The following is an 18,755-nucleotide window of genomic DNA, read 5'->3' as shown; positions in this document are numbered from 1 at the left end:
AGTGTCGAGCAAGGAAATGCCAGGTACCGTCGTGGAACATTACTATCGTGAGCTGGTGAGTTTCCTTTCTGCGCGCCTGGGCAACCGTCAGGCGGCGGAGGACGTCGCCCATGATGCCTACCTGAGGGTGCTGGAGCGCACCGACGCTCAGCGCATCGAACACCCGCGCGCCTTTTTGTACCGTACCGCACTGAATCTGGTGGTCGATCGCCACCGGCGCCATCAGGTGCGCCAGGCCGAGCCGCTGGAGGTGCTGGACACCGATGAGCGCTGGCACGGGCCTGGATTGTCCCACAGCATGCAGATGGACCAGCGCCTGGAGTTGATGCAGCGCGCCCTTGATGAGTTGAGCAAGCCCTGCCGGGACAGCTTCCTGCTGCGTAAGCTCGAAGGGCTGTCCCACCCGCAGATCGCCGAGCGATTGGGGATCTCTCGCAGCCTGGTGGAAAAGCATATTGTCAATGCCATGAAACACTGCCGCGTACGCATGCGCGAGTGGGAATCCTGACGTTGCCGACACATCCCTGAAACACCCGTATCAGCCGCGTTACACCCTTGATGGGAAATGAAAATTCCCCATGCTGGCGACTTGATTTCTCCTGCTTTCCCGACAACTATCAAGGAAAGACCCCGGCCGGGCCCCCGTCGTGGTGGTTGCCTGTACTGGCGCAGTAGGGGCAGGGCATCTTCCCTCAACGCCTCGTTGCCCAGGTGCAGACAATGGCAAACAAGACCATGCGCATCCTCATTGCCGACGAGCATCCGTGCCAACGTTTGCAGCTGGAAAAAATGCTCAATGGCCTGGGCTATTACCGCATCGCCCCGGTGGACAGTTTCGAAGACCTGCAGCGCCTGGTGCAGAGCGCGCTGCAGCCGTTCAACCTGTTGATCGGCAATATCGAGCTGGCCAGCCACGCCGGCGTCGACCTGGCGCGCTTTTGCCGGGTCAGCACCCAGATCCAGCATGCCTTGCTCTACCATTCCCAGCACCTGAAGGTGCCCGCAGTGCCTCAGGCCCAGCGCCAGGCGGTGAACATCAGCCTGCCGCGCGTACCGGATGACGAGGCGCTGCAATCGTTCATGGCGATCATTGACCTGCCTTTGGTGGTAGGGCAGTTGCCGCTGCCGGCGAGCCTGGCGGGCAAGGGCAATCCGATCCGGCACCGAAACTTCGGCCACACGGTGTTCAGCCGCTCGAGCTGAGCCAGGTAGGGCAAGGGGGTGGCATTTGCTATCCTCTTGCCCTTTGCCGATTTGCGGAACCATGCCATGACTGCCATCGATACCGCCCGTGCACCCCGGTTCAGCCGCGGCGATCACCGGACCCTGGGCCTGGCGGCGTTGGGCGGCGCGTTGGAAATCTACGATTTCATCATCTTCGTGTTCTTCGCCCTGACCCTCAGCCAGCTGTTTTTCCCGCCTGAAATGCCTGAGTGGTTGCGGCTGCTGCAGAGTTTCGGAATTTTCGTCACCGGGTACCTGGCCAGGCCCCTGGGCGGCATCCTGATGGCCCACTTCGCCGACCACCTGGGGCGCAAGCGGGTGTTCAGCCTGAGCATCCTGATGATGGCCCTGCCGTGCTTGCTGATCGGCCTGATGCCGACCTATGCCGATATCGGCTATGCCGCGCCGCTGATCCTGCTGGCGTTGCGTATCCTCCAAGGCGCTGCGGTGGGTGGCGAGGTGCCGAGCGCCTGGACCTTCGTTGCCGAACATGCCCCTGTGGGCCGGCGCGGCTATGCCCTGGGCTTTCTGCAAGCCGGACTGACCTTCGGCTACCTGCTGGGCGCCTTGACCGCGACCTTGTTGGCGAAGCTTTACAGTCCTCAGGAGATTCTCGACTACGCCTGGCGTTATCCCTTCCTGTTGGGCGGTGTGTTTGGTGTCATCGGCGTCTGGTTGCGCCGTTGGTTGAGTGAAACGCCGGTGTTCCTGGCCCTGCGCGAACGCCAGGAACAGCCAGTGGCCTTCCCGCTGCGTAGCGTGCTGGGCACGCATCGTCATGCACTGATTCCAGCGGCCTTGCTGACTTGCGTGCTGACGTCGGCAGTGGTGGTGCTGGTGGTGATCACCCCTACCGTGATGCAGCAGCGCTTCGGCATCGCAGCGGGCCACACCTTCGCCCTGAGCAGCGTGGGAATTGTCTTTCTCAACATGGGTTGCGTGCTGGCCGGCTTGCTGGTCGATCGCATCGGTGCCTGGCGCGCCTTGATGATCTACAGCCTGCTGTTGCCTGTGGGCATCGGAGCGTTGTACGCAAGTCTGGTGGGGCAGTTTGGCTGGACGTGGCTGGCCTATGCCTTGGCAGGGTTGTCCTGCGGTGTGGTAGGGGTGGTGCCATCAGTGATGGTCGGGTTGTTCCCGGCGCAGATCCGTGTGTCGGGTATTTCCTTCACCTACAACATCGCCTACGCCTTATGGGCCAGCACCACGCCGCTGGCGTTGATTGCATTGATGCCATGGAGCCCCTGGGTGTGCGTCGGGTTCTGCCTGATCATGGGGCTTGTCGGCTTCATGACGGCGGCCTACTTCCGCGGTCGTGGGGTGGCGTGCGCGACGTCGTGCTCGGCTACCTCGCCCCTCTGAAGGTGCAGGGCGTGTCCTACGGTGCGCGAGCTTGGGTTCATGCAAGGTAAGGGGAACGGCGCTGACTGTCGGTGGTGGAGCCTCTGCGTAGATTGCTCGGTGCTTGATTCAAGCACCCGCATCTACCGGATTTGGAGGCTGCCGATGTATGGCTTTAACGTGAAGTGGCAGACGCGCGAGCAACTGCCGGAAATCCCCCAGGACATGTTGTTCTCCGGTGTGGCGCGCGACACGCCAGAGGCTGATCCCGGCCATGCCCCTGTGATGAGTACGCCCGTCATACGCTGGGGAAACAGCAAAGCCTGCGTCTTTGATGACCGGGTACACCATGAGCAGGCCTGGCTGGTGGTCTATGGGGATGGCCAGCGGCTCACGGGGGGCCGACCTCTGCAAGGGTTCCGGCATATCGCTGATATCAAGGAGGCGGCCAGTGGCGTTGCACTGCGTCTGATCGATGCCAATGGCCATGAGGTGGAAATCTCGCACTTGGAGCTTGATTCGCTGGATGGCAAGGAGGGCCGCGAGTCCGAAATCGAGGGATTGCCAGTGGGTATCCCTTTTTGCCTGGGCCATGACCATGCTTTGCTGATGGCCGATGAAAGGGGCGTGCGCATTGATTCGGGGCCGGAGACCCTGGCCATGCAATGGATGTTCAAGGACGGAAAACTGAGCAGCGTCGCCACCGGTCAAGTCCTTGGCCTGGGAGTACGTTGTCTGCCCCCCGCCCGAGGGCTTGAAAAATGGCATCTTTCTCCCGAAGGGGTGCTTGCGTTTGGCCGTCAGGCGCAGGCGCTGTGCGCAGACCCGGCGCATGGCGAGGTCTGGCTTCAGCCTCAGGACCCGGGGTTGCCATCTGTGCGTTGGCAGGTGAAACGACCGCGTAACAAGGCGTCGGGCATGCAGGTCGAGAAGCTGGTCCTGCATGTGCAGGTCTGCGACGACTACAGCGCCGGGACTTCGGACAGCGTCTACTTCTCGATCAATGGCTGCCGTCATCAGCAGCTTCTGGCCAGGAATTTCGAACGAGGCTCGGCGCTGGCCGCCGAGGTGGATCTGGCCAGTATGTTCCAGGGGCGCGCCATCTTTGCCGACGAACTCGTCAGCGTGGAGCTGTATCAGGTAAGCGGCGACGGCTACGGCCCAGCATGGCGTATGAACGCGCTGGATCTGGTGGTCAATGACCACATGAGCAATCGTGTGCTCGGGTCTGACAGTCCATGGCTGTTGCCAGCGTCAGGCGCAAACTGGACGGGTACGATCAATTGGCTGGACTGGCGTGAGGAGGGCGGTCAGACGCCGTTGGACTTTGCCGGGTACACCTATCCGGTCAATTGGGGGCCACTGCTGTCCGATTGGCTGAATTGGCGTTCGTATGAACCGGAAACGCTCACGGGGGTGTGCCAGTTGATTGGGGAGTATCAGGGCAGGCTTCTGGCCTACGATCTCAAAGACAAGAAACCGGTCTATCTTGAGCCCAATACCGCAATCGATTCTTACACGTGGGTCTACACCCCGCAGGGAAGCATCATCATCCGGCGTTGGGACAAGACCGCGTCCCGCAGCAGCTATATCCGTCATAGCCAACTCGGCTCCGGCAATCCAGTAGTGTGCGCCGGAGAGCTCACCATCACACGTGTTGCGACCCATATGGCTGTGCAGGATCTTTTGGGGATGATCAACGACGCGTCCGGGCATTACCTACCCGATGGCGGCGCATGTCTGGCACATGTGCGCGAACGGCTGGCCCAACTTGGGCTGGATACGAGCAGTACGCAGATCCGATACAGGACGCAAACCCCGGCAATGTGATGGCCTGCAACCTAAACGAAAAAGCCCCCAAGGCCTGGCCTTGGGGGCTTTTTTCATGCAGGGCGATCTTACATGTTCGGGTAATTCGGCCCGCCTGCGCCTTCTGGAGTGACCCAGGTAATGTTCTGGGCCGGGTCCTTGATGTCGCAGGTCTTGCAATGCACGCAGTTCTGCGCGTTGATCTGGAAGCGCTTGCTGCCGTCTTCCTGGGTGACCACTTCGTACACGCCGGCCGGGCAGTAGCGCTGGGCAGGTTCGTCATACAGCGGCAGGTTGCTGGCGATCGGTACGCTGGCATCGGCCAGTTTCAGATGGCAGGGCTGTTCCTCTTCATGGTTGGTGCTGGAGAGGAACACCGAACTCAGCTTGTCGAAGCTGAGCTTGCCGTCGGGTTTGGGGTAATCGATCTTCTGCGAATCGGCCGCCAGCTTGAGGCAGGCGTAGTCCGGCTTGGTGTCGTGCAGGGTGAACGGCAGCTTGCCGCCGAACCAGTTCTGGTCGATGTAGTTGAACGCACCACCGAACAACGGGCCGAACTTGTGCAGCGCAGGGCCGAAGTTGCGGCTGGCGAACAGCTCTTCATACAGCCAGCTGGCTTTGAAGGCGCTGACGTAGTTGTCGAGGGTGTCGCCACCTTCGCGACCGGCGAGCAGGGCTTCGGCCACGGCGTCGGCGGCGAGCATGCCGGACTTCATGGCGGTGTGGCTGCCTTTGATCTTGGAGAAGTTCAGGGTGCCCAGGTCGCAACCGATCAGTGCGCCGCCGTTGAAGACCATCTTCGGCAGCGAGTTCAGGCCGCCCTTGCAGATGGCGCGGGCACCGTAGCTGATGCGCTTGCCGCCTTCAAGGTACTGGCTCATCACCGGGTGGTGCTTCAGGCGCTGGAACTCATCGAATGGCGACAGATAGGGGTTGGCATAGGAGAGGTCGACGATCAGGCCGACCACCACCTGATTGTTCTCCAGATGATAAAGGAAGGAGCCGCCGGTGTTCTCGGCGCTCACTACGTCCAGCGGCCAGCCGGCGGTGTGCACCACCAGGCCTTGCTCGTGCTTGGCCGGATCGATTTCCCAGATTTCCTTGAGGCCAATGCCGTAGTGCTGGACGTCGGACTCGCTGTCGAGGTTGAAGCGCTTGATCAACTGTTTGCCGATATGACCACGGCAGCCTTCGGCGAACAACGTGTACTTGGCGCGCAGTTCCATGCCTGGCGTGTACAGGCCGTCTTTAGGGTTGCCTTCGCGGTCGACCCCCAGGTCGCCCGTGATGATCCCGCGGACCACGCCGTTCTCATCGAACAGCGCTTCCTGGGCGGCGAAGCCTGGGTAAATTTCCACGCCCAGGTTCTCGGCTTGTTGGGCCAGCCAGCGGCACAGATTGCCCAGGGAGATAATGTAGTTACCCTGGTTATGCATGGTCTTTGGCACGAACAGGTCAGGGACTTTGGTCGAGCTGCTCGCATCCTTGAGTACATAGATGTCGTCGCGCTTGACTTCGGTGTTCAGCGGAGCACCGAGTTCTTTCCAGTCGGGGAACAGTTCGTTCAGAGCACGTGGCTCGAACACCGCGCCGGAGAGGATGTGGGCACCGACTTCCGAGCCTTTCTCGACCACGCAGACGCTGATCTCGTTACCGGCTTCGGCGGCCTTCTGCTTCAGGCGGCAGGCGGCGGACAGGCCCGCCGGGCCTGCGCCGACGATGACCACGTCGAATTCCATGTATTCGCGTTCCACTGGTTCTCTCCTACTCAAGGCTCATCGCTGTTGCTTGTCTTGTCTTTTTGGGTGATGGAGGGCCATGCACGACTGTGTAAGCTGTAGCTTCGTGGATGACGGACTACACCGCTTTGTCTTGGCCGCGCATTATATCTACACCACTTGGCGGGTCCAATACAAACGTTTGTTTGAATTTGCCGGAGCCCAGTAAAATCACTGGAACGCGGCTGGAGGCTGGCCGATTTGCCGTATTGACCGGATTAGGTGTTACGGTCAAGATACGAGCGGTTTTACGCTCGCCGTAGGCTGACCGCCGGGCGCAGGTGTACCCCTAAAGACCAGGCATGGAGCAGGGTTTTCGGGCCGAATCCGGTTTTGTAGTGGAGTCTACACGCCACGACAGAAAATGACCCGTCGGTTTTGCCGGCGAAGTCGAAACAGGACTGTTCGGTCACAGGAAATTCCCCGCAGCCAGGAACGTTTTTAGAGGTGCCCTTGTACCCACGCGCAATCGCCGGGCATGCCCCAGGCGACATTCTTTTCACCGGAGAGTAACGAGGAATCCATGAAGGTTCTTGTAGCTGTCAAACGAGTGGTCGACTACAACGTCAAGGTTCGCGTCAAGGCGGACAACTCCGGCGTCGACCTTGCAAACGTCAAGATGTCCATGAACCCCTTCTGCGAAATCGCCGTGGAAGAAGCCGTACGCCTGAAGGAAAAGGGCGTTGCGACCGAGATCGTCGCCGTTGCCGTCGGTCCGACCGCAGCTCAGGAGCAGCTGCGTACCGCCCTGGCGCTGGGTGCCGATCGCGCCATCCTGGTCGAGACCGCCGAAGAGCTCAACTCCCTGGCCGTAGCCAAGGCGCTCAAGGCCATTGTCGATAAAGAGCAGCCACAGTTGGTCATCCTTGGCAAGCAAGCCATCGACAGTGACAACAACCAGACCGGCCAGATGCTGGCTGCGCTGACCGGCTACGCCCAAGGCACCTTCGCCTCCAAGGTCGAAGTGGCTGGCGACAAGCTCAACGTCACTCGTGAAATCGATGGCGGCCTGCAGACCGTCGCGCTGAACCTGCCGGCGATCGTCACCACCGACCTGCGTCTGAACGAGCCACGCTATGCGTCGCTGCCGAACATCATGAAGGCCAAGAAGAAGCCTCTGGAGACTGTCACTCCAGACGCGCTGGGCGTCTCCACCGCTTCCACCACCAAGACCCTGAAAGTCGAAGCCCCGGCTGCTCGCAGCGCGGGTATCAAGGTCAAGTCGGTGGCTGAACTGGTCGAGAAACTGAAGAACGAGGCGAAGGTAATCTAAATGACTATCCTGGTTGTCGCTGAACACGAAAACGGTGCCGTTGCCCCGGCTACCCTGAACACTGTTGCCGCTGCCGCCAAGATCGGTGGGGATATCCATGTGCTGGTCGCAGGCCAGAACGTCGGTGGTGTCGCTGAAGCAGCTGCCAAGATCGCTGGCGTTGCCAAGGTATTGGTCGCGGACAATGCCGCCTACGCTCACGCGCTGCCGGAAAACGTAGCGCCGCTGATCGCCGAGTTGGGCAAGGGCTACAGCCACGTGCTGGCTCCGGCCACCACCAATGGCAAGAACATCCTGCCACGCGTCGCCGCGCTGCTGGACGTCGACCAGATCTCCGAGATCATCTCGGTCGAGTCTGCCGACACCTTCAAGCGCCCGATCTATGCCGGTAACGCCATTGCTACCGTGCAGTCCAGCGCTGCGGTCAAGGTCATCACCGTGCGTACCACCGGCTTCGACGCCGTGGCCGCCGAGGGTGGTTCGGCTGCTGTCGAGGCCGTTGGTGCTGTGCACGACGCTGGCAAGTCTGCTTTCGTTGGTGAAGAGCTGGCCAAGTCCGACCGTCCTGAGCTGACCGCTGCCAAGATCGTCGTTTCCGGCGGTCGCGGCATGGGCAACGGTGACAACTTCAAGCACCTGTACGCCCTGGCCGACAAGCTCGGCGCTGCTGTCGGTGCCTCGCGTGCCGCGGTCGACGCAGGCTTCGTGCCCAACGACATGCAGGTCGGCCAGACCGGCAAGATCGTTGCGCCGCAGCTGTACATCGCCGTCGGTATCTCGGGCGCTATCCAGCACCTGGCGGGCATGAAGGACTCCAAGGTGATCGTTGCGATCAACAAGGACGAAGAAGCACCGATCTTCCAGGTGGCCGACTACGGCCTGGTCGCCGACCTGTTCGAGGCGGTTCCAGAGCTGGAAAAGCTGGTCTGATCCGGCGGCTTCACTTATAAAGAAGCCCGGCCCTCCGAAACGAGGGCCGGGCTTTTTTCTGGCTGCAAGGAGTAGGGCATGGAGTTTCGCAAAGCGGGCAGGGCGCTGGCCTGCATGGCGGCGTTGTCGGCGCCATGGACAATGGCAGCAGGCAAGTGCGAACGCCTGGTGGCGACTGGCAGCCCGGATGCTCCGCCGTACTCCTGGCAGGATCCGAAGGATCCTCGGCATCTGATCGGTGCCAATGTCGACCTGCTGCGTCAGGTCGCCGTCGAGCTTGGGGTGTCGGTCGAAGTGCTGCACGCCGGCAAGCGCGACCAGGCGCTGGAGGAAGTGCGCAGCGGGCGTATGGACCTGTTGATCGATACGCCCATGCAGGTCGAACAGTTGACCGCCCTGGACTACATCCATCCGCCGTTGCAGCTCAACGAGTACCTTGTCTGGACTCGCCATGACGCCACGTTGGTCTTCGACGGGCCGGCGGACCTTGCCCAGTACCAAGGCAGTATCTCCGAGCGGGCTCGCCTGACTCCGGCTTTCGAAGCCTTCGCCAAGGCCCAGCTCAAGCTGGCCCCTGCGCAGAACCTGACCCAGGCCTTCCAGAAACTGGTGCTGGGCCAGGTCGACTATGTGCTGGCCGGGCGCTACTCGGGCATGGGCATGGTCCAGAGTCTGGGGATGGGCAACGACTTGATCGCCCGCGGCTTGCCGGTGGATCGCCCAGGCCTGTACCTCGCTGTGTCGCACAACTCGGCCTGCAATGACGCCTGGCTGCGCGGACAACTGGCAAAAAAACTGACAGAATTGCCGATCTCCGGGGTGTCCCAGGCTGTGCTGCAGCGCAATGTCGAGCGCTGGAAGGCGCAGATTCAGGCGCCTCTGGATGCCCCTAAACAGTAGGAATGCAATGAGAACCCAACCACTGATCCTTGCCTTGGCCATGCTCGGCCTGGCTGGCTGTGCCAACGATCCTGCGCCCAACGAGCAGATGCGTCTGTCCGAGCAGGCCCTGGAGCAGGCCAAGGCCGTCGGTGCCACCGAGCAGGTGGCGGAATTGAAACTGGCCGAAGACAAACTGGCGAGAGCCAAGACCAACATGGCCACCGAGGATTACCGTGACGCGCGCATGCGCGCCGAGCAGGCCGAGCTGGATGCGCGCCTGGCCGAGGCTCGGGTGTTGACCCAGAAGAGCGAAGAGCAGCTTCAGGTCGTGCAAGCGCGGGTCAAGCGCCTTCGCAAGCAACTGGAGGTCCAGCCATGATGCGTCGTCAATCGATGGCTGCACTGGCGCTGCTGGCGCTGGTCGGGTTGCAGGGTTGCGCGAGCCAGCGCAGCGAGTCGGCGCTCGATGAAGCGGCGGTCGCCTTCCAAAAGGTCAAGGATGATGCCGATGTACTGCGCAGCGCGCCGCGCGATGTGATTCGTGCTGGTGAATCCCTGGCGCGTGCCGAGCGTCTCTCGAGCTACATCGGAACCGGTTCCGACGTGCGTCACTACGCCTATTTGAGCAAGCGCTACAGCGAGATCGCGGCCGAGCATGCCAAGTTGGCGCTTAATCAAGAGCGTCTGGCCAAGCTCGACCTGGAGCGCCAGCGCTTGCAGCTGGGGCTGCGCGAAGCCAAATTGGCCAGCGTCCAACAGCAAGGTAAGTGGGTCGAAGCGCAGATCGCGGCCATGGCCTCCGAGCAAAGCGATCGTGGCTTGGTGATGACGTTGGGCGATGTGCTGTTCGACACTGGTCGCGCCGAGCTCAAGACCTCCGCCAGCCGCACAGTGCTCAAGCTCGTCCAGTTCCTGCAGCTCAATCCTCGTCGAGTGGTGCGGGTCGAAGGTTATACCGACAGTACCGGCCTGCCCGAGGACAACCTTGCGCTATCGCGTGATCGTGCCCAGGCCGTGGCTGATATGTTGATCGACCTTGGTGTAGACGAAAAACGCATACAAGTCGAAGGCTATGGCGACCAGTATCCGATCGACGCCAATGCGTCCGAGCGGGGCAGGGCGCAGAACCGTCGGGTCGAAATCGTCTTTTCCGACGACAAGGGCAAACTCGCGCCAGCGCGTTGAATCCAGGCGTTCTTGTAGGTTTTTGGCTATCTCGTTCGTCGGTAGCGAGCGGGTTTGTTGATTCTGTGATTGTTACCTCACTGTATTGTTGACTATTCTCCAATCTGTCCCAGTACACTTCGTAACTGTTACGGTATTCTGACTCGGCGTTGAGTCGCACAAGAACAACGAACCCGTCCGCGTTTCGAGAGCCGCCATGACCAACCTGCTGCTGTACCAGCGCATTGCCCAGCAACTGGCCGATGACATCCGCCGAGGTGTCTACCAGCCTGGTGAGCGTGTGCCCTCCGTGCGCAAGATGAGCGCCCAGCTCAACGTCAGTCATGCCACGGTGCTGCAGGCCTATGCCAACCTGGAGGATCAAGGCCTGATCCGCGCGCGGCCGCAGTCTGGCTATTACGTGCACCAGACACCGGCACTCACCGCACAGACCCCGGATATCGCCCGGGTCGAGCGACCGGGTCTGGTAACCCGTGCGAGCATCATCCAGCAGGTGCTGACCGAGGCGCGACGAGACGGAGTTTTCCCCTTTGGTGCGGCAGTCCCGCACGTTGACTATTTGCCGGTGCGGGCTCTACATCAGCAATTGGCCAAAGTGACGCGCTTTCACAGCCCGCGCGCCTTCAGTTACATGTTCAGTCCTGGCTTCGAGCCACTGCGCCGGCAGATAGCCATTCGTATGCGTGACGCCGGGGTGCTGGTCGATCCGCGTGAGGTGGTGGTGACCCATGGTTGCGTCGATGCCCTGCAAATGTCGCTGCGGGTACTGACTCGCCCAGGCGACCTGATCGCTGCGGAGTCGCCCACCTATTATGGATTGCTGCAATTGGCCGACCTGTTGGGGCTCAAGGTCATCGAGATTCCGAGTGACCCGTCGACCGGCATCAGTCTTGAGGCCTTGCAGTTGGCTGCCAACCAATGGTCAATCAAGGCCTTGGTGTTGACGCCGCGTCTGAGCAATCCCTTGGGAGGCACGATCCCTGAGGATCGGCAAAAGCAGCTGTTGCGTCTGGCCTCGGACTTCGACATCCAGATCGTCGAGGACGACATCTATGGCGAACTGATGTTCGAGCAAGGGCGGACCAAGGCGCTCAAGGCATTCGATCGTCTGGATCGGGTCATCTACTGCTCAAGCTTTTCCAAGACCCTTTCGCCTGGAGTGCGGGTAGGTTGGATGATCGCCGGTCGCTACCAGGACGAGATCCAGCGGCTGCAGACCTTCACCACCCATTCGGCGTGCAGCGTCACCCAGATGGGTGTGGCCGCCTATCTGGAGAACGGCGGCTATGACCGCCACCTGCGGTACATCCGCCAGGAGTACCGCAAGAACCTCAGCGCCTATCAGTTGGCCGTGCAGCAGCATTTTCCTGAAGGTACGCAGATGACCCGGCCTACGGGAGGGTTCATTCTCTGGGTGAGCCTGCCTGGGAGGGTCAACACCCAAGATCTGCATGTGCGGGCGTTGGAGCAAGGCATCAGCATCGCGCCGGGGCTTATCTTCAGCAACACCGAGCAGTTCAACCATTGCATTCGGCTCAACTGCGGCATTCCATGGAACAAGGAGGCCGAGCGTGCAGTGATCACGCTGGGTCTGCTGGCTCATCAGTTATGCAAATCGTCGACAGGATCATTGTTGTAAATCTTGCCAGGGGCGAGCGGAACAGAGAGCATACGCACACTTTTCCAGCACGCCCCTGATGTCCATGAAAGCGCTTCGCTCTTTTGTCCTACTCCTTTGCCTGGCTCCGTTGTGCCTGTCCGCTGCTATGGCACACGCCGCGCAGCCGGCGGCCAAAGCGTCTGCGACGCAAGCCAAGGCGACGGCCAAGCCGGTGCGCAAGCAGGCGGCGGACAAGGCCGGCAAAGTCGCGAGCAAGACGCCGGGCAGGGGCAAGGCCAAGCCGTCCGGCAAGGTAGTGCGCAAAAAACCCTTGGCCAAGGCGGTCGCCAAGCCGTTGCCCAAGCCAAAGCTTGACCTGAGTTTGCCTGCCGCGATGGTCGAAGAACTCAAGCCAGAGGTGGGTGATCCGGTGATGCGGCGCAAGCCTTTGCTGCCGTCCATGTTTCCGCAAAAGCCGGTCAGCGATGACAGTCCCTTCCAACTCAATGGGCGCCTGATCAACAACGAAATGCAGTTACAGCTGCGCAACGACAGTCGTCATGATGTGGAGGGCGCTGCTATCGATTTCGAGTTTCGTCAGTAGGTGTTCCAACTGACTGCCGGGTCACGGCAGATTTCATCCGATCCGCAATTTCAAACATATGTTTGAGCGGTTACTATCCAGGGACGTTCGTCCCGTTTTGCTCGTGGGAGTCCTGTTTCATGAGATGCCGAGAGGGCTGCGGCGCATGCTGCATTGCCCCATCCATCAGCTCGCCGATGCCGCGCATGCCCCAGGGCAAGCCTGCTGGCGAGCGGTGCCTGCACCTGACCACTGACAACCTTTGTGAGTTGTTCGGCAAGCCTGAGCGGCCGACGGTGTGTGGTGGGTTCAAGGCGGACGTGGAGGTGTGCGGCAATGATCGCGACGAGGCGATCAGGATTCTCGGCTGGTTGGAGCAAATGACGGCGGCGTAACAGGTTGGATCTTCGACAACAAGGAACAAAACGATGAGATCGATCAAGCGTATTGCACTGCTGTGTGGCGTTGGTGTTCTGCTGTCGCCGGTTGCCTGGGCCGAGAACTGGCAGGTGGCCAAGGATGAGGACGGCATCAAGGTGTCCCTCAGTGAAGTACCGGGTTCGAAGTACAAAGCCTATCGCGGCGTGACCTTGATCAAGGCGCCGCTGGCCAAGGTCAAGGCTTTGCAGGAGGACACTGTAGGTGCCTGCAAGTGGATTCATGAGTGCGAGTCGCAAAAGCTGCTCAAGCAGGACGGCGCGCAGAGCTGGACCTACACCCGCTTCAATACGCCCTGGCCGGTGACGCCGCGTGATTCGATCCTTCACGTGACCACCACCGAGGAGGCTGACGGCAGCCTGGTCCGCAAGCTCGAGGAGGACCCCAAATACCTGCCGGAGGAGAAGGGCTATGTACGGGTGGCACAGGTCCAAGGCTTCTGGAAGCTGGTGCCCAAGGGTGACAGCACCGAGGTTACCTACCAAGTGCATACCGAGCCTGGAGGCAGTGTGCCGTCCTGGCTGGCCAACAAGTTTGTGGTGGACGCGCCCTTCAATACCCTCAAGGGGTTGCGCGAGAAGGCTGAAAAGCCCTGAATCTGAGGTGCGGGCATGCCCGCGAAGCGGTGCGCAGTGGTCTTTCGGTTGCTGCGCTATAAAAAAGGCTGCCCAAGGGCAGCCTTTTTACGTTCGGCTCGATGAGCTTACTTGCGATCTTTCAAGTCAACGATGTCACGCTGCTCGTGGCCAGTGTACAGCTGGCGCGGACGGCCGATCTTGTACGGGCTGGAGAGCATTTCCTTCCAGTGGGAGATCCAGCCGACGGTGCGTGCCAGGGCGAAGATCACGGTGAACATGCTGGTCGGAATGCCGATCGCCTTCAGGATGATGCCGGAATAGAAGTCGACGTTCGGGTACAGCGAGCGCTCGATGAAGTACGGATCGGTCAGTGCGATCTCTTCCAGGCGCATGGCCAGTTCGAGCTGTGGGTCGTTCTTGATGCCCAGTTCGCTCAGGACCTCATCGCAGGTCTTCTTCATCACGGTGGCACGCGGGTCGCGGTTCTTGTACACGCGGTGGCCGAAGCCCATGAGCTTGAACGGATCGTTCTTGTCCTTGGCCTTGGCGATGTATTTGTCGATGTTGGAGACATCGCCAATTTCATCGAGCATGGTCAGCACGGCTTCGTTGGCGCCGCCGTGGGCCGGACCCCACAGTGCAGCGATGCCGGCGGCGATACAGGCGAACGGGTTGGCACCCGAGGAGCCCGCCAGGCGTACGGTGGAGGTGGAGGCGTTCTGCTCGTGGTCGGCGTGGAGGATGAAGATCCGGTCCATTGCCTTGGCCAGCACCGGGCTGATCGGTTTGATCTCGCACGGCGTGTTGAACATCATGTGCAGGAAGTTTTCCGCGTACGACAGGTCGTTGCGCGGATACATCATCGGCTGGCCCATGGAGTACTTGTAGACCATCGCGGCCAGGGTCGGCATTTTCGCGACCAGGCGCACCGCAGAGATCTCGCGATGCTGCGGGTTGTTGATGTCCAGGGAGTCGTGATAGAACGCCGACAGGGCGCCGACCACGCCGCACATCACCGCCATCGGGTGAGCGTCGCGGCGGAAGCCATTGAAGAAGGATTTCAGCTGCTCGTGAACCATGGTGTGGTTCTTCACGGTGCTGACGAACTGGGCCTTCTGCTCGGCGTTCGGCAGTTCGCCGTTGAGCAGCAGGTAGCAGGTTTCCAGGTAGTCCGATTTTTCGGCGAGCTGTTCGATCGGGTAGCCGCGGTGCAGCAGGACACCCTTGTCGCCATCGATGTAGGTGATCTTCGACTCGCAGGACGCAGTCGCCATGAAACCAGGGTCAAAGGTGAAGTGACCAGTAGCCCCCAACCCGCGGACGTCGATAACATCGGGACCAACGGTGCCGGTTAAAATGGGCAGCTCGACGGGGGCAGCGCCCTCGATGACCAACTGCGCTTTTTTGTCAGCCATGTGGCCTCCTATTAATGCTTGAAATCATCAGACAGACCCCCCACGCAGGGCCCGCACCACTATAGAGGGATAAATTCGAATGTCAATTTGCCTAAAGGCTGGTTGAAACGCCCTCTGAGCCCTGATTTTTCACGAAATTCTCGCCCATTTACGCCTTTTGTTCGTTAAAGGCAATGCGCTATTTGGGCTAGCCCCTCACGTTGTCATAAGCAGCCTAACTGTCTATACTCCGCAACCGACCGCCAGGGGCTTGCAAGCCCGTTCTGCTGGGGGTCGTCGCTCCCTGGGTGGTGGGTACCTGACCAGTACACTTACCAACAACTTTGCCCTGTTAGCTAGGGGCTCTTCAGTGTGAAAAAAGCCGTGAAAAGCCAACGACCTGTAAACCTAGACCTAAGGACCATCAAACTCCCGATCACCGCGTACACGTCCATTCTTCACCGTATCTCCGGCGTCATCCTGTTCCTTGGCCTGGCCATCATGCTTTATGCATTGGGCAAGTCGCTGGGTTCCGAGGAAGGCTTTGCCGAGGTGAAGGCGTGTCTGACCAGTCCGCTGGCCAAGCTGGTGACTTGGGGCCTGCTGTCCGGCCTGCTGTACCACCTCGTTGCAGGTGTACGCCACCTGATCATGGACATGGGTGTCGGTGAGACGCTCGAGGGCGGCAAGCTGGGCTCGAAAATCGTGATCGTCATCTCCGTGGTGCTGATCGTTCTGGCGGGAGTTTGGGTATGGTAACTAATGTCACGAACCTGTCGCGTTCGGGCCTCTATGACTGGATGGCGCAGCGCGTATCTGCGGTCGTTCTCGCGGCTTACTTCATCTTCCTGATCGGCTACGTCGCCGTTCACCCGGGTCTTGACTATGCCCAGTGGCACGGTCTGTTCTCCAACAACGCGATGCGTATCTTCAGTCTGCTGGCACTCGTTGCCCTGGGCGCTCACGCCTGGGTCGGCATGTGGACCATTGCCACCGACTACCTGACGCCGATGTCCTTCGGCAAGTCGGCGACTGCGATTCGTTTCCTGTTCCAGGCTGTGTGCGGCGTTGCGATGTTCGCGTACTTCGTCTGGGGTGTGCAGATTCTCTGGGGTATCTGATCCATGGCTAGCATTCCAACCATTTCTTTCGACGCCATCATCATCGGTGGCGGCGGTGCCGGCATGCGCGCTGCGCTGCAGCTGGCCCAGGGCGGTCACAAGACTGCCGTAGTCACCAAGGTCTTCCCGACCCGTTCGCACACTGTATCCGCCCAGGGCGGCATCACCTGCGCCATCGCTTCGGCCGACCCGAACGACGACTGGCGCTGGCACATGTACGACACCGTCAAGGGTTCCGACTACATCGGTGACCAGGACGCTATCGAGTACATGTGTCAGGAAGGCCCTGCTGCGGTCTTCGAGCTGGACCACATGGGTCTGCCGTTCTCGCGTACCGAAACTGGCCGTATCTACCAGCGTCCGTTCGGTGGCCAGTCCAAGGACTTCGGCAAGGGTGGCCAGGCCGCCCGTACCTGCGCCGCTTCCGACCGTACCGGTCACGCGCTGCTGCATACCCTGTACCAGGGCAACCTGAAAGCAGGCACCACCTTCCTCAACGAGTACTATGCCGTTGATCTGGTGAAGAACCAGGACGGCGCTTTTGTCGGCGTGATCGCGATCTGCATCGAAACCGGCGAAACTCTGTACATCAAGTCCAAGGCTACCGTACTGGCCACTGGCGGTGCGGGTCGTATCTACGCCTCGACCACCAACGCCCTGATCAACACCGGTGACGGTGTCGGTATGGCCCTGCGTGCCGGCGTGCCGGTGCAGGACATCGAAATGTGGCAGTTCCACCCGACCGGCATCGCCGGTGCCGGTGTACTGGTCACCGAGGGTTGCCGCGGTGAGGGTGGCTACCTGATCAACGCCCACGGCGAGCGCTTCATGGAGCGTTACGCGCCGAACGCCAAAGACCTGGCTGGCCGCGACGTCGTCGCCCGTTCCATGGTCAAGGAAATCATCGCCGGCAACGGCGTGGGCCCGAACAAGGACCACGTGCTGCTGAAGCTGGATCACCTGGGCGAGGAGGTGCTGCACAGCCGCCTGCCAGGCATCTGCGAACTGTCCAAGACCTTCGCTCACGTCGACCCTGTGGTCGCGCCGGTTCCGGTCATCCCGACCTGCCACTACATGATGGGTGGTATCGCCACCAACATTCATGGCCAGGCCATCACCATGGACGCCGAAGGCAAGGATCAGATCATCCCAGGCCTGTTCGCTGTAGGTGAAGTGGCTTGTGTATCGGTTCACGGTGCCAACCGTCTGGGCGGCAACTCGCTGCTGGACCTGGTGGTCTTCGGCCGTGCAGCTGGTCTGCACCTGGAGAAGGCGCTGACCGAAGGCGTCGAATACCGCGACGCCAGCGACACCGACGTCGACGTAGCCCTGAACCGCCTGAACAAGCTCAACGAGCGCACCACTGGCGAAGACGTTGCCAGCCTCAAGCGCGAGCTGCAGAGCTGCATGCAGAACTACTTCGGTGTATTCCGTACTGGCGAATACATGCAGAAGGGTATCGCTCAGCTGGCTGGCCTGCGCGAGCGTATCGCTAACGTCAAGATCAACGACAAGTCCCAGGCCTTCAACACCGCGCGTATCGAAGCGCTGGAGCTGCAGAACCTGCTGGAAGTCGCCGAAGCTACCGCCATCGCGGCCGAAGCCCGTAAAGAGTCTCGCGGTGCTCACGCCCGTGAAGACTACGAAGACCGTGACGACGAGAACTGGCTGTGCCACACCCTGTACTACCCGGGTGAGAAGCGCGTTGCCAAGCGTGGCGTCAACTTTGCGCCGAAGACAGTTCCTGCCTTCGAACCGAAAGTCCGGACTTACTAAGGGTGGCCGCTATGTTGCAAGTCGAAGTTTATCGTTACAACCCGGATACCGATTCGGCGCCGAAGATGCAGACCTTCCAGGTCGATACCGGTGGCAAGGATCTGATGGTTCTGGACGTGCTGGCACTGATCAAGGAGCAGGACGAGGGCTTCTCGTACCGTCGCTCCTGCCGTGAAGGCGTTTGCGGTTCCGATGGCATGAACATCAACGGCAAGAACGGCCTGGCCTGCATCACTCCGCTGTCGTCGGTGGTCAAGGGCAACAAGCTCGTTCTGCGCCCGCTGCCAGGTCTGCCGGTCATTCGTGACCTGGTCGTCGACATGAGCATCTTCTACAAGCAGTACGAGAAGGTGAAGCCGTTCCTGCAGAACGACACGCCGGCCCCGGCCATCGAGCGTCTGCAGTCGCCGGAAGACCGCGACAAGCTGGACGGTCTGTACGAGTGCATCCTGTGTGCTTGCTGCTCGACTTCCTGCCCGTCGTTCTGGTGGAACCCGGACAAGTTCCTGGGCCCCGCCGCGTTGCTGCAGGCCTACCGCTTCTTGGCCGACAGCCGCGATACCAAGACTCAGGAGCGCCTGGCGTCCCTGGATGACCCGTTCAGCGTATTCCGCTGCCGCGGGATCATGAACTGCGTAAACGTTTGCCCGAAAGGTCTGAACCCGACCAAGGCAATCGGTCACGTACGTAACATGCTGCTGCAAAGCGGCACCTGATTCAAAAATGTTGCACCTGCAGTAAGCCGAGGTGCGGGCGCTGAGCCCGCACCAAGGTAAAACCCGAGCAAGGGCCCACAAAGCCCGCGCTCATTACCTATGAAGATATGAGACCAGCAGGGGCTTC

At 60.7% G+C, this 18,755-nt stretch carries 19 protein-coding genes; 17 read left to right on the top strand and 2 right to left on the bottom strand.

Going from position 1 to position 18,755, the window contains the following annotated elements; translation table 11 throughout:
- Positions 1-31 precede the first annotated feature (31 nt).
- From HMPREF3173_RS15005 to HMPREF3173_RS14990, 4 genes are all read left to right on the top strand, one after another.
- Entirely contained in the window at positions 32-508 is a 477-nt protein-coding gene (locus HMPREF3173_RS15005; protein WP_070574319.1) for a sigma-70 family RNA polymerase sigma factor, read from the top strand.
- A 212-nt stretch (positions 509-720) separates the two neighbouring features.
- Positions 721-1,203: a histidine kinase gene (locus HMPREF3173_RS15000; RefSeq protein WP_070574213.1), complete on the top strand. Its 483-nt coding sequence runs from the start codon at positions 721-723 to the stop codon at positions 1,201-1,203.
- Positions 1,204-1,269: 66 nt separating this feature from the next.
- On the top strand, positions 1,270-2,586 hold the full coding sequence (locus tag HMPREF3173_RS14995) for an MFS transporter (RefSeq protein WP_070574211.1): 1,317 nt from the start codon (positions 1,270-1,272) through the stop codon (positions 2,584-2,586).
- Between the two features lie 144 nt (positions 2,587-2,730).
- Complete coding sequence (locus HMPREF3173_RS14990) at positions 2,731-4,395, top strand: hypothetical protein (RefSeq protein ID WP_070574209.1); 1,665 nt, start codon at positions 2,731-2,733, stop codon at positions 4,393-4,395.
- Positions 4,396-4,463: 68 nt separating this feature from the next.
- On the opposite strand, the gene HMPREF3173_RS14985 is transcribed toward HMPREF3173_RS14990, so the two are convergent.
- Positions 4,464-6,128, bottom strand: a complete 1,665-nt coding sequence (locus tag HMPREF3173_RS14985) for an electron transfer flavoprotein-ubiquinone oxidoreductase (protein ID WP_070574207.1) — start codon at positions 6,126-6,128, stop codon at positions 4,464-4,466.
- A gap of 547 nt (positions 6,129-6,675) precedes the next feature.
- On the opposite strand from HMPREF3173_RS14985, the gene HMPREF3173_RS14980 reads away from it, so the two are divergent.
- The 9 genes from HMPREF3173_RS14980 to HMPREF3173_RS14940 all read left to right on the top strand — a co-directional run bounded on the left by HMPREF3173_RS14980 (position 6,676) and on the right by HMPREF3173_RS14940 (position 13,639).
- On the top strand, positions 6,676-7,425 hold the full coding sequence (locus tag HMPREF3173_RS14980; RefSeq protein WP_043211439.1) for an electron transfer flavoprotein subunit beta/FixA family protein: 750 nt from the start codon (positions 6,676-6,678) through the stop codon (positions 7,423-7,425).
- Positions 7,426-8,355, top strand: coding sequence for an electron transfer flavoprotein subunit alpha/FixB family protein (locus HMPREF3173_RS14975; RefSeq protein ID WP_043211437.1), 930 nt, complete (start codon positions 7,426-7,428; stop codon positions 8,353-8,355).
- A 78-nt stretch (positions 8,356-8,433) separates the two neighbouring features.
- Positions 8,434-9,255, top strand: a complete 822-nt coding sequence (locus HMPREF3173_RS14970) for a substrate-binding periplasmic protein (protein ID WP_070574205.1) — start codon at positions 8,434-8,436, stop codon at positions 9,253-9,255.
- Between the two features lie 7 nt (positions 9,256-9,262).
- Positions 9,263-9,616: a DUF4398 domain-containing protein gene (locus HMPREF3173_RS14965; RefSeq protein WP_043211434.1), complete on the top strand. Its 354-nt coding sequence runs from the start codon at positions 9,263-9,265 to the stop codon at positions 9,614-9,616.
- Positions 9,613-10,422, top strand: a complete 810-nt coding sequence (locus tag HMPREF3173_RS14960; RefSeq protein WP_070574203.1) for an OmpA family protein — start codon at positions 9,613-9,615, stop codon at positions 10,420-10,422. Before HMPREF3173_RS14965 ends, HMPREF3173_RS14960 begins: the two co-directional genes overlap by 4 nt.
- A gap of 196 nt (positions 10,423-10,618) precedes the next feature.
- Entirely contained in the window at positions 10,619-12,061 is a 1,443-nt protein-coding gene (locus HMPREF3173_RS14955) for an aminotransferase-like domain-containing protein (protein ID WP_043211432.1), read from the top strand.
- A gap of 64 nt (positions 12,062-12,125) precedes the next feature.
- Positions 12,126-12,626 carry a hypothetical protein gene (locus tag HMPREF3173_RS14950; RefSeq protein ID WP_070574317.1) on the top strand — a complete coding sequence of 167 codons (501 nt, stop codon included), beginning with the start codon at positions 12,126-12,128 and terminating at the stop codon, positions 12,624-12,626.
- 119 nt (positions 12,627-12,745) lie between these two features.
- Entirely contained in the window at positions 12,746-13,000 is a 255-nt protein-coding gene (locus tag HMPREF3173_RS14945; protein WP_070574200.1) for a YkgJ family cysteine cluster protein, read from the top strand.
- Between the two features lie 33 nt (positions 13,001-13,033).
- Complete coding sequence (locus HMPREF3173_RS14940) at positions 13,034-13,639, top strand: START domain-containing protein (RefSeq protein ID WP_070574199.1); 606 nt, start codon at positions 13,034-13,036, stop codon at positions 13,637-13,639.
- A gap of 107 nt (positions 13,640-13,746) precedes the next feature.
- Here the strand turns inward: HMPREF3173_RS14940 and gltA are convergent, their stop codons facing one another.
- Positions 13,747-15,036 carry a citrate synthase gene (gene gltA / locus HMPREF3173_RS14935; RefSeq protein WP_043211428.1) on the bottom strand — a complete coding sequence of 430 codons (1,290 nt, stop codon included), beginning with the start codon at positions 15,034-15,036 and terminating at the stop codon, positions 13,747-13,749.
- 351 nt (positions 15,037-15,387) lie between these two features.
- On the opposite strand from gltA, the gene sdhC reads away from it, so the two are divergent.
- From sdhC to HMPREF3173_RS14915, 4 genes are read left to right on the top strand one after another with little or no spacing between them, the layout of a single operon-like run.
- Positions 15,388-15,774, top strand: coding sequence for a succinate dehydrogenase, cytochrome b556 subunit (gene sdhC, locus HMPREF3173_RS14930; protein WP_023628897.1), 387 nt, complete (start codon positions 15,388-15,390; stop codon positions 15,772-15,774).
- Entirely contained in the window at positions 15,768-16,136 is a 369-nt protein-coding gene (gene sdhD, locus HMPREF3173_RS14925; protein WP_043211427.1) for a succinate dehydrogenase, hydrophobic membrane anchor protein, read from the top strand. The genes sdhC and sdhD overlap by 7 nt, the downstream gene beginning before the upstream one ends.
- Positions 16,137-16,139: 3 nt before the next feature.
- Positions 16,140-17,912 carry a succinate dehydrogenase flavoprotein subunit gene (gene sdhA / locus HMPREF3173_RS14920; protein WP_043211425.1) on the top strand — a complete coding sequence of 591 codons (1,773 nt, stop codon included), beginning with the start codon at positions 16,140-16,142 and terminating at the stop codon, positions 17,910-17,912.
- Positions 17,913-17,923: 11 nt separating this feature from the next.
- Complete coding sequence (locus tag HMPREF3173_RS14915) at positions 17,924-18,628, top strand: succinate dehydrogenase iron-sulfur subunit (RefSeq protein WP_043211423.1); 705 nt, start codon at positions 17,924-17,926, stop codon at positions 18,626-18,628.
- The last annotated feature ends 127 nt before the right edge of the window (positions 18,629-18,755 follow it).

Source organism: Pseudomonas sp. HMSC08G10 (genome assembly GCF_001808425.1).
GTDB lineage: Bacteria > Pseudomonadota > Gammaproteobacteria > Pseudomonadales > Pseudomonadaceae > Aquipseudomonas > Aquipseudomonas guariconensis.
This window is presented reverse-complemented; position numbering and strand designations above follow the sequence as displayed.

Excerpts from the sequence above, each read along its gene's own strand:
- HMPREF3173_RS15000 (WP_070574213.1), top strand. The coding sequence starts at position 721 with ATGGCAAACAAGACCATGCGCATCCTCATTGCCGACGAGCATCCGTGC.
- HMPREF3173_RS14995 (WP_070574211.1), top strand. The coding sequence starts at position 1,270 with ATGACTGCCATCGATACCGCCCGTGCACCCCGGTTCAGCCGCGGCGAT.
- HMPREF3173_RS14990 (WP_070574209.1), top strand. The coding sequence starts at position 2,731 with ATGTATGGCTTTAACGTGAAGTGGCAGACGCGCGAGCAACTGCCGGAA.
- HMPREF3173_RS14980 (WP_043211439.1), top strand. The coding sequence starts at position 6,676 with ATGAAGGTTCTTGTAGCTGTCAAACGAGTGGTCGACTACAACGTCAAG.
- HMPREF3173_RS14975 (WP_043211437.1), top strand. The coding sequence starts at position 7,426 with ATGACTATCCTGGTTGTCGCTGAACACGAAAACGGTGCCGTTGCCCCG.
- HMPREF3173_RS14970 (WP_070574205.1), top strand. The coding sequence starts at position 8,434 with ATGGAGTTTCGCAAAGCGGGCAGGGCGCTGGCCTGCATGGCGGCGTTG.
- HMPREF3173_RS14965 (WP_043211434.1), top strand. The coding sequence starts at position 9,263 with ATGAGAACCCAACCACTGATCCTTGCCTTGGCCATGCTCGGCCTGGCT.
- HMPREF3173_RS14960 (WP_070574203.1), top strand. The coding sequence starts at position 9,613 with ATGATGCGTCGTCAATCGATGGCTGCACTGGCGCTGCTGGCGCTGGTC.
- HMPREF3173_RS14955 (WP_043211432.1), top strand. The coding sequence starts at position 10,619 with ATGACCAACCTGCTGCTGTACCAGCGCATTGCCCAGCAACTGGCCGAT.
- HMPREF3173_RS14950 (WP_070574317.1), top strand. The coding sequence starts at position 12,126 with ATGAAAGCGCTTCGCTCTTTTGTCCTACTCCTTTGCCTGGCTCCGTTG.
- HMPREF3173_RS14945 (WP_070574200.1), top strand. The coding sequence starts at position 12,746 with ATGAGATGCCGAGAGGGCTGCGGCGCATGCTGCATTGCCCCATCCATC.
- HMPREF3173_RS14940 (WP_070574199.1), top strand. The coding sequence starts at position 13,034 with ATGAGATCGATCAAGCGTATTGCACTGCTGTGTGGCGTTGGTGTTCTG.
- gltA (WP_043211428.1), bottom strand. The coding sequence starts at position 15,036 with ATGGCTGACAAAAAAGCGCAGTTGGTCATCGAGGGCGCTGCCCCCGTC.
- sdhD (WP_043211427.1), top strand. The coding sequence starts at position 15,768 with ATGGTAACTAATGTCACGAACCTGTCGCGTTCGGGCCTCTATGACTGG.
- sdhA (WP_043211425.1), top strand. The coding sequence starts at position 16,140 with ATGGCTAGCATTCCAACCATTTCTTTCGACGCCATCATCATCGGTGGC.
- HMPREF3173_RS14915 (WP_043211423.1), top strand. The coding sequence starts at position 17,924 with ATGTTGCAAGTCGAAGTTTATCGTTACAACCCGGATACCGATTCGGCG.